This window comes from Mesorhizobium sp. P2_C7 (genome assembly GCF_056404515.1).
Genome location: NZ_JBFUDW010000001.1, coordinates 872,975 through 885,495, shown reverse-complemented (window position 1 = coordinate 885,495; position 12,521 = coordinate 872,975). Strand labels below are relative to the sequence as shown.

Sequence of the window (12,521 nt, the reverse complement as noted above, 5' to 3'; positions counted from 1 at the left end):
CACCTTTCCCTTCGCGGGGAGGGTGGGCACGAACTGAAAACTGGAGTGACGACTTGAAAGCCAAACTGGGCATGTCCCCCATTGCGTGGTGGAACGACGATCTTGCGGAACTCAGCGATGATGTGTCGCTGGAAGAGTGTTTGCGACAGTCGCGCTCGGCCGGTTTCACCGGCATGGAGATGGGCCGGCGGTTTCCCAACGATCCCGATGTCATGCTGCCGATCTTGAAGGCGGCCGACGTGACGCTGTGCGGCGGCTGGTTCTCGGGCACATTGGTCGATGAGGACATGGGCAAGAACAAGGATCGCATCCAGCCGATGATCGATCTGTTCAAGGCGGTGAACGCACCTTGCATCGTCTATGGCGAGGTCGGCCGCTCGATCCAGGGCGACCGCTCGAAGCCGCTCGCAACCAAGCCGAAGCTCTCGGACGACGAGATGAAGATCTATGCGAAACGCCTCACCGAATTTGGCGAATGGTGCGCCGAACAGGGCATGCCGCTTTCCTATCACCATCACATGGCGGCGGTCGTCGAGACCGAGCCGGAACTCGATGCCTTCATGAAGTATTCCGGAGCCGGCATACCGCTKCTGCTCGATGCGGGGCACCTGGCCTTTGCCGGCGGCGATGTCCTGCGCGCCATCGACAACCACCATGCGCGCATCAGCCATGTGCATGTGAAGGACGTGCGCATGGGCGTCATCGACAAGCTCGACCGCACCAAGCAATCCTTCCTCGACGCCGTCGCGCTCGGGGCGTTCACGGTGCCGGGTGACGGCTCGCTGGATTTCGGCGCCATCGTGCAGCGGTTTGCCGACCATGGTTACGAGGGCTGGTTCGTGGTCGAGGCCGAGCAGGATCCGAAGAAGAACCCGCCGCTCAAGATGGCTGAGGTGGGCCACAAGGAATTGATGCGGGTGATGACAGCGGCCGGCTACACCGTCGAGACGCAGGGCTTTCCCAATGCCTAGGGCCTCCCCAATGCCCGACGCGCTGGTTCTCGGCGAAGCCGGGTTGCTGTAGGTTGGCCGGATGAAAGATTCCGAGCATCCGTTTTTCCGGCCTTTGTGGCGGCGCGTCGCCGTCGTCGCGGTCTGCGTCATCTGGTCGATCATCGAATTCGCCACCGGCACGCCGTTCTGGGGCGTGATCGCGATCGGCTTCGCCGGCTACGCCGTGTGGCAGTTCTTCTATCTCTACAAGCCGGCCGACGAGAGGCCGGCCGACGAGAGCAAGACAACGGCCGAGGCCGAACCGAAGGAGTAACCGGATGTCGAAGCTGCTGGTGAAGGCCGACAAGGGCCATGGCCGCGTCGCCCATGTGACGCCGAAAAACGCCGGCTGGACCTATGTCGGTTTCGACCTGCATCGGCTGAAGCCCGGCGAGAGCGCTGCTGGAAAAACGGGCGATCGCGAAGTCTGCCTGGTGTTCGTCACCGGCAAGGGCAAAGCGACAGCCGGCGGCAAGGACCTCGGACTGCTCGGCGAGCGCATGTCGCCCTTCGAGGGCAAGCCGTGGTCGGTCTATATACCCGAGGGCTCCGACTGGTCGGTTACGGCAGACACGGAGCTGGAGCTCGCGGTCTGCTCGGCACCGAGCCTCGGCGGCGGCCTGCCGGTGCGCGTGATCGGCCCGGACGAGCTCGGCCAGGAGGTGCGCGGCAAGGGCACCAACACGCGCTACGTCACCAACGTCCTGCCGGAGGGCAAGCCGGCCGATTCATTGCTGGTGGTCGAGGTCATCACGCCCGGCGGCCACACGTCGAGCTACCCGCCGCACAAGCACGACCAGGACAATCTGCCGGCCGAATCCTATCTTGAGGAAACCTACTATCATCGCCTCAACCCACCGCAGGGCTTTGCCTTCCAGCGCGTCTACACCGACGCCGACAAGAACGGTCATCGCGCGCTGGATGAAGCCATGGCGATCGAGGATGGCGATGTCGTGCTGGTGCCCAAGGGCTATCATCCCTGCGCCGCCTGCCATGGCTACGACCTCTACTATCTCAACGTGATGGCCGGGCCGAAGCGGACGTGGAAATTCCACAACGCGCCCGAGCACGAATGGTTGATGAAGGCCTGACCGGTCGCACGTTTTGGGTGAAGCTGTTGGTCCAGCTTGGAAAAATCGTCGGCTAAGGACCTGCCGGGTCGATTTGCCTTCGAAAACCCTTCAAAGCTTCGTCAATCCGTCATGGAAATCGCCTATGGCAGCGGGGCCAGTGCATGTCGCCCAAAAGTGAGCAGCGGTTTTGGGATTACGACATGCGAAAAACCAAGACTTAAAGCGCGTCGCAGCATTTCTTCAAACGCGGCGCGCTTTAACGAGGACTTCTTCTCATGCGCTACGCCATCTATTTCACTCCCCGGCAGGACGAGCCGCTGGCGCGGATCGCCGCCAACTGGCTGGGCCGCGACCCGTTCGGTGGCGCGACAAGGCCGGTGGAGACGGTGGCCGATCTGTCGGCGGCGGAAGTTGCCTTCCACACCGCTTCGGCGCGGCGCTACGGTTTTCATGCGACGCTGAAAGCCCCCTTCCGGCTGGCTGCCAACGAGACGGAGACCTCGCTGCGCGCGGCACTCGACCATTTTGCCGAGGCAACGCCGGTGGTGACGATCCCGCGCCTTGTCGTCAGCCAGATCGACAGCTTCTTTGCGCTGGTGCCGGAAGGACCGCTGCCTCCGCTCAACCGCTTTGCCGATGACGTGGTGCTCGGTTTCGACCGGTTTCGCGCGCCGTTGACAGAGGCCGAGATCGAACGGCGCAGCCCGGACTCGCTGAAGCCCGCCCAATTCCGCAATCTGTGCCAGTGGGGCTATCCCTATGTCTTCGAGACCTTTCGCTTCCACATGACGCTGTCCGGCCGGGCGGGGCCACAGGAAAGCCCTCGTCTTCGTGCAGCAATCGACAGCCTGTTCGCGGAGGTGCTGCAACAGCCGGTGCTGGTGGATGCGTTGACGCTGTTTGTCGAAACCGAACCGGGCGCACCGTTCATGGTGCTCTCCCATCACGCGCTCGGGCGCCGCCCTGCCAGAAAAACCGCCTGAATAACCGAGCCGGAATAACAAGGACTGCCTGAAATGACCGCCGAAACTGTTCTTACCAACGCGCGCATCGTGCTTGCCGACGAGATCGTCGAGGGTTCGCTGGTGCTGCGCGACGGCTTTATCGCCGGCATCGATGCCGGCACCGGCCACACCGGCGGGACCATGGCCGGCGAGGATATGGGCGGCGACTACATCATTCCCGGGCTGGTCGAACTCCACACCGACCATCTCGAAGGCCACTACGCGCCGCGGCCGAAGGTGCGCTGGAACCCGATCGCCGCCGTGCTCGCCCATGACGCGCAAGTGGCGACGGCCGGCATCACCACCGTGCTCGATGCCTTGCGCGTCGGCATGGACGAGGACGCCGACCTGACATCGGACGACATCCGCAAGCTGGCCGACGCGATCGAGGACAGTGTTCAGCAGGATCGTCTGCGGGCCGACCATTTCATCCATCTGCGCTGTGAGGTTTCGGCGCCGGACTGCCTTAAGGCCTTCGCCAATTTCGACGGCGATGAGCGGGTCAAGCTGGCATCGCTGATGGACCACGCGCCCGGCCAGCGCCAGTTCGTCAACCTCGAAACCTATGCCTATTACTACCAGCGCAAGCTGAAATTGACCGACCGCGACTTCAAGCTGTTCTGCGAAAAGCGGATGGCGGAATCGGCCCGGAATTCGGGACCGAACCGTGTCCATATCGCCGCAGCCTGCCACGAGCGCGGCATCGTGCTGGCCAGCCACGACGACGCCACGACAGGCCATGTCGACGAGGCGATCGAACAGGGCGTGCGCGTCGCCGAGTTCCCGACCACGGAGGAAGCCGCCAGGGCCTCGAAACAGGCCGGGCTTGGCGTCTTGATGGGTGCGCCCAACGTCATGCGCGGTGCTTCGCATTCGGGCAATGTCTCGGCCCGCACGCTGGCCGGCGACGGGCTGCTCGACATCTTGTCGTCCGACTATATTCCTTTCAGCCTGATCCAGTCGGCATTCTTCCTCGGCGACGTTGTCGAAGGCATTTCGCTGCCGCAGGCGGTCGCTATGGTCTCGAAGAACCCTGCCGAAGCGGTCGGCCTGACCGACCGCGGCGTCATCGAGCAGGGCCGTCGCGCGGATCTGGTGCGCGTGCGTGTCGACGACCATGTCCCGGTCGTGCGCACGGTCTGGCGGCAGGGACGCCGGGTCGCATGATGGTCTCGGCCTTGATCGAGCGCGAATTGTCCGCCGAGAGGTTTCCGATCCGCGACGGCGTCTTCGTCGCCGTCGTCGGACCGAGCGGCGCCGGCAAGGACACGGTGATCGGCTACGCCCGCGCCCGCTTTGCCGACGAGACCCGGCTGGAGTTCGTTCGCCGCGTCATCACCAGGCCGAGCGATGCCGCGAGCGAGGATCACGACACGCTGGCCGACGCGGCCTTCGTCGAAGCCGAAGCGGATGGCGCCTTCGCCATCTCCTGGGAGGCGCATGGCCTGCGTTATGGCATTCCCGCCGATGTCGACTGGTCGGTCGCCAATGGCCATGTTGCCGTCGCCAACGTGTCGCGCGCGATCATCCCGGTGCTGCGCGAGCGCTACGCCAACCTGGCAATCGTCGAGATCACCGCCTCGCCGGAGGTGCTGGCCGAGCGGCTGGCGATGCGCGGGCGCGAGTCGCGCGGCGAAGTGCTGGCGCGGTTGGCGCGAAGCGCCAGTGTGACCTTGTCGGGACCTGATGTAACCTCGATCGACAACAGCGGCCCGCGCGAGGCGGCTGGTGAACGCTTCGCCGAGGTGCTGCGCAAGGCCATGGCCTTCTCCGACATGTCGGGCTTGATCTAGAGCCAATTGGCGCTTCACTTGCTTTTTCGCTGCCACTGGAGCGCTGTGTGGTGCTGACCGCATAGTGATGCGCTATCCGCTGGGCAACGACCTTCGAACAGATCATGGTCAAACGAGACGATACAGGAAACCTTCATGCAGACTCTGACACCCATACTTTCGACGATCACGGCGGCATTCCTGGCGTCTTTCGTGGAGGTCGTCGAGGCCTTCACCATCGTGCTCGCTGTCGGGGTGACGCGCAGCTGGCGCCCGGCACTGACCGGCGCAGCACTGGCCCTGGCGCTGCTGGCGGCCCTGGTGCTGACGTTCGGCCCGCTGCTGGCGCTGGTACCCATCACCACGCTGCAGTTCGTCGTCGGGGTGCTGCTGATCCTGTTCGGCATGCGCTGGCTGCGAAAGGCCATCCTGCGCAGCGTCGGCGTCATCGCCCTGCATGACGAGGAGGCAGCCTTCTCCAAGGAAACCGCCGCCTTGCACCAACAGGCCAACGACCGCCGCGCCGACTACCTCGCCGGGCTGGCGTCGTTCAAGGCGGTGCTGCTCGAGGGCGTCGAGGTGGTGTTCATCGTCATTGCGGTCGGCGCTGCACATGGGCAAACGCTCTACGCCAGCCTCGGCGCGCTGGCGGCTTTTGTCCTGGTGATGCTTATCGGCCTGGCGGTTCACCGGCCGCTGGCGCGGGTGCCGGAAAATGCGCTCAAATTCGTCGTCGGGCTGATGCTGACCAGCTTCGGCATCTTCTGGACCGGCGAAGGCATCGGCGCCGACTGGCCGGGTGCCGATCTCGCCTTGCTCGCCATTTTCGCCATCGTCGCGCTGGCGTCGTTTGCCATGGTGCGCTGGCTGCGCGGTGCCTACCCCACACTCACCGGAGGGCTCGCCCGATGAACGTCATTCGTCTTGCGGCCAAGGAATTCTTCGGCATGTTCGTCGATGACGGCAGTCTGGCGCTGCTGGCGCTGGTCCTGGTGGCCATCATCACGGCGGCGGTGAAGCTGCTGGCGCTGCCGCCGCTGCTCGGCGGCGCCCTGCTGTTGATAGGCTGCCTCGCCATCCTGTTGCACAGCGTTCGCCGCACCGCACGCGGGATCAATCGATAGGGCTGGCGCTGTTGCTCTAAGCCCCAAGGGCAAAGGGCATCAGCGACACGGTGCCAGCCGCACTTTCGCCTGGGGCGAGCACGATGACGCCTTCGTCCGGATCGCTCCATCCGCCCCGGTTGAAAGCGCCGGAGGCGTTGGTCTGCGGTTCGACGCAGAAATACGGTTTCGTCGGGTCGGCGTACAGCATCAAGTGTCCGAAGACGGGATCGGCCTTGATGCGCAATCCGGCGCCGCGCAGGGGAAAGCGAAGCGTCGCCTCGCCCGTCCAGCCACCATAGTCATTGTTGCGCCAGCCGGCGGGCAAAGGCCGGCCGGCGGCGAAGTCGAGTTCGGGTGCAAGCGTGATTGGATCGCCCGCGATGCCTTGCGGTTCTTCGAGATAGAACCGGGTCGCCTCGAACTGCAATGTGACGTCCGGGTCGCGATCGAACCAGGGATGCAGGCCAAAGCCGAACGGCATGGAAACCGGCCCCGTGTTGCTCAGCGTCATGGTCACGCTGAGCCCTACCTCGGACACCACGAAAGCCTGCGTCGCGCGGTAGGAGTAGGGTTCGACGCCGGCTGCGATATCCAGCGACAGCGTTGCCTGGGCGCCGCCCGCCTCAGCGACGGTCCAGACGTGTTTCCAGCCACTGCCATGCACGTTGATTGTTTCGGGGGGATTGTTCGGCTGGACCTGCCAGCGCCTGGCTGCGAAGTCGAAGGCATTTCCAGCGATGCGGTTGGCGTAGGGCATCATCGGGAACATGGCGACGCCAAGCACGTTGCCCGCTTGCCGATCGTCATCGGAAAGCCGGCGCATGAGGTCGATGCCGCGCCAGCGCAGCGCGCCCACGCTGCCGCCAATGCGCGGCACGAGATCGACCTCGAGCGCCCCGGCCCTGAGCGTCAACGGTTCAGGAACTGCATCCATCGCCTGCCATCCATCCGCCATCGATATCAGGCATTTGGCCCGATGTGCATGTTCAGTGGATCGCAGAACAACACCACGGCTGCAATCATTTCATCGACACGAGGTGTGCCGGGCAGTTATTCCGCAGCCGCACCGGCCACGTTCTTGCGAGCGGCGTCGACCATCAGCCGCCTTGCCCGGAACACGCCCCATTGCTGGTCGACCAGCACGCCGATGAGGATGACGCCACCCATCACAGCGAAATTGAGCGAGGACGGGATGCCGAGCAGATTGACGAGGTTCTGCAGTTCCTGCAGCAGCACCGTGCCGAGGATGACGCCGATCAACGAGCCCTCGCCGCCGCGCAGCGAGAAACCGCCGAGCACGGCCGCGGCAATGGCATAAAGCTCGTAGAACTGGCCATGGCTGGCCGGCGAGATCGAGCGCGTGTACATGGCGAAATAGATCGCCGACAGCGCCGTCAGTACGCCGCAGATGACATAGGCGGCCATGACGACACGGCCGGTGCGGATGCCGGAGTACTTCGCCGCCTCCTCGTTCTTGCCGATGGCGTAGAGATAGCGGCCGAACACGGAGCGGTGCAGCACCACCCACATGACGATGGAGATGACGATCAGCGCGATGAAGCTGTTCGGCACGCCCCAGGAGCGGCCGGCTGTCAGGAATTCCAGGTCAGGAAAATTCTGGCCGAAGGCGAAGCCGGCGGTGCCGTCGGCGGTGTAGAAGCGGGCGACGCCGCGATAGATCAGCAGGCCGCACAGGGTGACGACGAAGGGCTGCAGCTTGAGCCGCGTGATCAGCCAGCCATGCACCAGGCCGATGATGGCGCCGAGCGCGATGATCAGCACGAAGGCCAGCGGCCAGTCCAGCTCACGCACGGCGATGAAGTCGATGAACAGCGTTCCCAGCAACGCGACAACCGAGCCGACCGACAATTCGATGCCGCCGGTGATGATGACGAAGGCCTGACCGATCGACAGGATGCCGAACAGCCCGATCAGGTTCGAGGTGTTGGCGAGATTGATCGGCAGCAGGAAGCGCGGGTTGATGATCGCCACCACCGTTCCCACCACCAGGATCAGGATCAGCAGGCCGAGATCTTTCTTGCTCATCGTCTTCTCCCCAATGCCGCCTGAGCAGATCGCGCTTCCCGCGACCCCGCGGCAAAAAAACTATTTCGGCTGCTTGCCCACCGCCAGCAGCAGCACGTTTTCCTGGCTGAACTGGTCCTTGTCGAGAATGCCCGAGATCTGGCCCTCATGCATGACGGCGATGCGGTCGGACACGCCGATCACCTCCTCCATGTCGCTGGAGATCATCAGCACGGCGACGCCGGCGTCGGCCAGCGCCCGCATCAGCCCGTAGATCTCAGCCTTGGCGCCGATATCGATGCCGCGCGTCGGCTCGTCGAGGATCATCACTTTCGGGTTCATGGCCAGCCATTTGCCGAGCACGACCTTCTGCTGGTTGCCGCCCGACAGCGTGCCGGTGCGTGTCTGCACCGACGGCGCCCTGATGCCGAGATTGCTCTTCTGCTTTTCGGCCGTGGCGGTCTCGGCACTTGCCGAAACCAGCGAGCGGCGCGCATGCGCCGGCAGATTGGGCAGCGAGATGTTCTGGGCGATCGACAGGTCGAGCAGGATGCCGGTCAGCTTGCGGTCCTCGGGCACCAGGAAGATGCCGTGGGCGACGGCATCCGCCGCCGAGCCCAGCGCAAGCGGCTTGCCGCCAAGCTCGAGCGCGCCGCCAAGGCTGCTGTCGATGCCGAAAAACACTCGAGCCAATTCGGTGCGGCCGGACCCGACAAGCCCGGCAAGGCCAAGGATTTCACCGCGCCTGACATCGAGATCAACAGGCCGGCTCGGATAGGCAGGAGTGCGGATGGCCTTGGCGGCAAGCGCGACGGCGCCGGGAGCCCGCGCGGCTTCGGAGGCTTTTTCGCGCTCCTTCAGCATGCGGCCGATCATCAGCTTGACCATCTGGTCGTGGTTGATGGCGCTCTTCTGCAGCGTGCCGGCCAACATGCCGTCGCGCAAAACGACGACGCGGTCGGCGACACGCTCGACCTCATGCAGGCGGTGCGAAATGAAGATGACGCTGATGCCGTCGGCCTTCAACGCCTTGATGACGTCGAGCAATTTGTCGGTTTCGGCGAGCGGCAGGCTTGATGTCGGCTCATCGAGGATGACCAGCCTTGCCTTGATCGACAGCGCCTTGGCGATCTCGACCATCTGCTGCTGGGCCAGCGACAGAGCGGCGACCGGCGTGTCGGCGGAGAAATTGGCGCCGACGCGCTTCAGCAGCGGCGCCACCATGGTGCGCAGCCGGGCGCGGTCGACGAGTTTCAGTGCGCCGGCGCGCAACGGCTCGCGGCCAAAGAAGATGTTGGCCGCAACGTCAAGATTGTCGAACAGGTTGAGTTCCTGGTGGACGAAGGCGATGCCGGAACCGAGGCTGGCTTCGACCGAGAGCCCGTCATGGGCGATGCCGTCGACCGTGACGGTGCCGGTGTCGGGCCTGGTGACGCCGCCGAGGATCTTCATCAAGGTCGATTTGCCGGCGCCGTTTTCGCCGACGAGGCCGACGACCTCGCCCGGCCTGACCTCCATGGAGAAGCCGTCGAGCGCCACGACGCCCGGATAGGTCTTGCGCACGTTCTCGAGCGTGAGGAACGGGGTGGACGCCGTTATGGATGTTTCGGAATAATTCATCACGCCTGACAGCAGCCGGTGGGCTACAGACTGAACGGCCTTCGCCGGCCCGTCAATACGAATGCCGGCCCGGGGCGAACCCCGGACCGGCGCAATTGCTCTGTCTCAGTTTCCAGACATCGCCTTCAGATTGGCGGCATAGGCGTCGACGTCGTCCTTGCCGATGATCTTGGTCGGGATGATGATCAGGCCGCCCTCCGGGATGCCCGACTTGTCGCCCTTGAGATAGGAAGCCATCAGCTTCATGCCCTGATAGGCCCATTCGAAGGGCTGCTGCACGACGGTGGCGGCAACGGTGCCTTCCTTGACGCCGCCCAGCGTGATCGGATCGTCATCGAAGCCGACGACGGTGATCGAGCCGAGCTTGCCGGCGTCGCGCAGCGCTTCATAGATGCGCGGCGTGTTGTAGGAATAGAAGCCGACCATGCAGGTGACGTCGGGGCTGGCAACCAGCGCGTCCTCGACGTTCTTCTTGGCGCGCGCCTGGTCGATGTCGTCGCCACGCACGTCGACGAGTTCGATCTTGGTGCCGGCGAGGCCGTCCTTCATGCCCTGGATGCGTTCCTTGGCATTGTCGGCGCCGAGCAGGCCGACGAAGCCGAGGCACTTGCCGCCATTGGGCATCGCCTTCTTGGCGATCTCGGCCGCCTGCTTGCCGGCATCGACGTTGGACGAGCCGATATAGGCGACACGCTTGGTCTGCGGGGCGTCACTGTCGGTGGTGAACAGCGCCGTTTGCGAGGCGATCTTGTTCAGCCCGTCGGTCGAGGTCTTGGGATCGACGGCCGAGACCATGATGCCCTTGACGCCGGCCGTAACTAGGTCATCCATCAGCCGCTGCTGGATGGCGACGGAGGACTGCTCGGGATATTTGAGTTCGAGATTGTAGTCCGGCAGTTCGCCTTGCGCCTTCTTGACGCCGGCTTCGGCGGCCTTCCAGAAATCGGAAGCGCCGTTGACGACGAAGGCCAGCGTCGGCTTGTCGTCGGCGCGTGCGATAGCCGTCGCCGTCAGGCCGATGAGCAGCGCCGCTGTGGCTACGGATGCATTTCGTATCAAGGATTTCATGTTCAACCTCCCGTTTGGCTCAGTCGTTCGACTGACCTATCTTAGTCACCTGGAATTTGCCGTCTGCAGCTTGGACGCCCTCCTCCTCAAAGGGTCCCGGCGCCGAAACAACGGCGTCGTTCCAGCTGCGATCATGGACTTTAGAGACTCATCCTTCGTTCGTAAATAGTCCGATTTGTCAGACATATCACTTGTCCGAAACACAGCTTGCGGAGGCAGTATCCGCTCGCCATCGGGCGATTTTCACGCACTCCCACCGCTCCCGGACCGACCGGGCCGGATGCGATGGATTGACGGTACAGCGCATTCTTGTATTAGTAAACAGTATTAGTTTTGGAGCCGTATCCAGGACAGTATTGCGGTTTCGCGGCGCACCTGCCGGCAAGCCGGCGCGTTGCCTGCGTCTGGGAGCAAGCCTTGTGGCTTTTGGATTTCGGACCCTATGGCACTGCGTGAGAGATGGACCTCGAGAGCGCTAATAGATATAAATGATCGCAGCGATTTCTATAAATCGATAATGTCACGCCATCTTGTCGGCCTCACCGGCTGCCGCTAGACAGGCCTAGGATTGGGGATGCCATGAGCGAGACGACGGATCCGGAAACCCTCGACACTTCGAAGCGGCGGAAGCCGCTGGCAAAGAGCGCCAGGGGTCGCGTCACCATGACCGACATCGCCAGGGCCGCCGGCTGCTCGCAGGCGACGGTTTCCTTCGTGCTCAACAATTCGCCCGGCATCAAGCTGTCGCAGCAGACGCGCGAACGGGTGATCGAGGCCGCGCGCTCCCTCGGCTATACCGCGCCGGCATTCTCCGCCCTGCGGGCGCCCGTGGCCTCGTTCGAAGGGCTTGACGGCGTGATCGGCTTTGCCGTCGACCAGCTTGCCACCAGCCCCGAAGCCGTCGTCGCCATTGAAGGCGCGCGGCAGGCCTCGTGGAACGCCGGCAACGTGCTTCTGGTGGCGCAGACGCTGGGCGATTCCGTCATGGAGCCGCGCGCCATCGCCGCCTTGACCAAGCGGGGCATTTCGGCGCTGATCTACATGACCATCTTCACCCGCGAGATAACCGCACCCGACTATCTCTACGGCCTCGACATCCCGGTCATCCTGCTCAATTGCTACACGGCGGACTATGCCTTCCCCGCCGTGGTGCCGAGCGAGATCGCCGGCGGCCAAAGCTCCACCCGCCACCTGATCAGCCACGGCCACCGCCGCATCGCCACCATCACCGGCGAGCCGTGGATGCAGGCCGCACAAGACCGGCTGAAGGGCTATCGCAGGGCGCTCGCCACCGCCGACATCCCGTTCGATCCCGAACTGGTGGTCGAGGGCGACTGGTCGGCCAGCGCCGGCTATGCCGCGACCGTCAAGCTGTTGGCGCTGAAGGACCGGCCGACCGCCATCTTCTGCCAGAACGACCGCACCGCGATCGGTTGCTACGAGGCGCTGAAGGAAGCCGGCCTGCACATTCCGCAGGATATTTCCGTCGTCGGCTACGACGACGAGGAAATCGCCCGGCATTTGTTCCCACCGCTGACGACCTCGATCCTGCCGCACATGGCAATGGGACAATGGGCGATCGAGCAGCTCGAGGTGCCGGCGGCGCCTGGGCGGGGACGCTATCCGATCACCAAGCTGGAATGCCCGCTGGTGGAACGGGAGAGTGTGCGGGCCGTAGCGGCCGTGTCCTAAAAAAGCGCGTCGCTTCTGGAGAGATACAGGCGACCCGCATTCGGTCTTCCGTTGTCGATAGGGCCTTCGCTGCCAGGTTGTTCGCGGCCATGCAAAAGTCCGCCCAGAAATAGTCAAATGCCGCGAATTGACCGCGAGCAAGTCCCGACCTAGCGTCCGCCGCGGTTGG

The 12,521-nt window shown here is 64.0% G+C and carries 13 protein-coding genes; 9 read left to right on the top strand and 4 right to left on the bottom strand.

All coding sequences use genetic code 11. The features are described from left to right. Positions 1 to 53 precede the first annotated feature (53 nt). The 8 genes from iolE to AC1D2G_RS04210 all read left to right on the top strand — a co-directional run bounded on the left by iolE (position 54) and on the right by AC1D2G_RS04210 (position 5,965). The gene (gene iolE, locus AC1D2G_RS04245; RefSeq protein ID WP_477412201.1) at positions 54 to 971 is read left to right on the top strand and encodes a myo-inosose-2 dehydratase; all 918 of its coding nucleotides are present in this window, start codon (positions 54 to 56) and stop codon (positions 969 to 971) included. A 61-nt stretch (positions 972 to 1,032) separates the two neighbouring features. Beyond that, positions 1,033 to 1,266 (top strand): DUF3329 domain-containing protein, encoded by a 234-nt coding sequence (locus AC1D2G_RS04240; protein ID WP_477225062.1) that lies wholly within the window; start codon positions 1,033 to 1,035, stop codon positions 1,264 to 1,266. Between the two features lie 4 nt (positions 1,267 to 1,270). Further along, on the top strand, positions 1,271 to 2,083 hold the full coding sequence (gene iolB / locus AC1D2G_RS04235; RefSeq protein ID WP_477412199.1) for a 5-deoxy-glucuronate isomerase: 813 nt from the start codon (positions 1,271 to 1,273) through the stop codon (positions 2,081 to 2,083). A gap of 257 nt (positions 2,084 to 2,340) precedes the next feature. After that, positions 2,341 to 3,048, top strand: a complete 708-nt coding sequence (locus AC1D2G_RS04230; protein WP_095083282.1) for a DUF1045 domain-containing protein — start codon at positions 2,341 to 2,343, stop codon at positions 3,046 to 3,048. Between the two features lie 33 nt (positions 3,049 to 3,081). After that, positions 3,082 to 4,236 (top strand): alpha-D-ribose 1-methylphosphonate 5-triphosphate diphosphatase, encoded by a 1,155-nt coding sequence (locus AC1D2G_RS04225; protein WP_477412197.1) that lies wholly within the window; start codon positions 3,082 to 3,084, stop codon positions 4,234 to 4,236. Next, a complete protein-coding gene (gene phnN, locus AC1D2G_RS04220) occupies positions 4,233 to 4,862 on the top strand; it encodes a phosphonate metabolism protein/1,5-bisphosphokinase (PRPP-forming) PhnN (protein WP_477302593.1) in 630 nt (209 codons plus the stop codon). The genes AC1D2G_RS04225 and phnN overlap by 4 nt, the downstream gene beginning before the upstream one ends. 135 nt (positions 4,863 to 4,997) lie before the next feature. Next, positions 4,998 to 5,753, top strand: a complete 756-nt coding sequence (locus tag AC1D2G_RS04215) for a COG4280 domain-containing protein (RefSeq protein ID WP_477302603.1) — start codon at positions 4,998 to 5,000, stop codon at positions 5,751 to 5,753. Continuing rightward, positions 5,750 to 5,965 (top strand): hypothetical protein, encoded by a 216-nt coding sequence (locus AC1D2G_RS04210; RefSeq protein ID WP_477412195.1) that lies wholly within the window; start codon positions 5,750 to 5,752, stop codon positions 5,963 to 5,965. The genes AC1D2G_RS04215 and AC1D2G_RS04210 overlap by 4 nt, the downstream gene beginning before the upstream one ends. A 16-nt stretch (positions 5,966 to 5,981) precedes the next feature. On the opposite strand, the gene AC1D2G_RS04205 is transcribed toward AC1D2G_RS04210, so the two are convergent. From AC1D2G_RS04205 to AC1D2G_RS04190, 4 genes are all read right to left on the bottom strand, one after another. Continuing rightward, on the bottom strand, positions 5,982 to 6,881 hold the full coding sequence (locus AC1D2G_RS04205; RefSeq protein ID WP_477412193.1) for an aldose 1-epimerase: 900 nt from the start codon (positions 6,879 to 6,881) through the stop codon (positions 5,982 to 5,984). 116 nt (positions 6,882 to 6,997) lie between these two features. Next, complete coding sequence (locus tag AC1D2G_RS04200) at positions 6,998 to 7,993, bottom strand: ABC transporter permease (RefSeq protein ID WP_095083296.1); 996 nt, start codon at positions 7,991 to 7,993, stop codon at positions 6,998 to 7,000. 60 nt (positions 7,994 to 8,053) lie between these two features. Beyond that, on the bottom strand, positions 8,054 to 9,592 hold the full coding sequence (locus AC1D2G_RS04195; RefSeq protein WP_477412191.1) for a sugar ABC transporter ATP-binding protein: 1,539 nt from the start codon (positions 9,590 to 9,592) through the stop codon (positions 8,054 to 8,056). Between the two features lie 105 nt (positions 9,593 to 9,697). After that, positions 9,698 to 10,660 carry a sugar-binding protein gene (locus tag AC1D2G_RS04190; RefSeq protein ID WP_095083299.1) on the bottom strand — a complete coding sequence of 321 codons (963 nt, stop codon included), beginning with the start codon at positions 10,658 to 10,660 and terminating at the stop codon, positions 9,698 to 9,700. Positions 10,661 to 11,239: 579 nt separating this feature from the next. Between AC1D2G_RS04190 and AC1D2G_RS04185 the strand changes: the two genes are divergently transcribed. Then, positions 11,240 to 12,352, top strand: a complete 1,113-nt coding sequence (locus AC1D2G_RS04185; RefSeq protein WP_477412190.1) for a LacI family DNA-binding transcriptional regulator — start codon at positions 11,240 to 11,242, stop codon at positions 12,350 to 12,352. Positions 12,353 to 12,521: the final 169 nt, after the last annotated feature.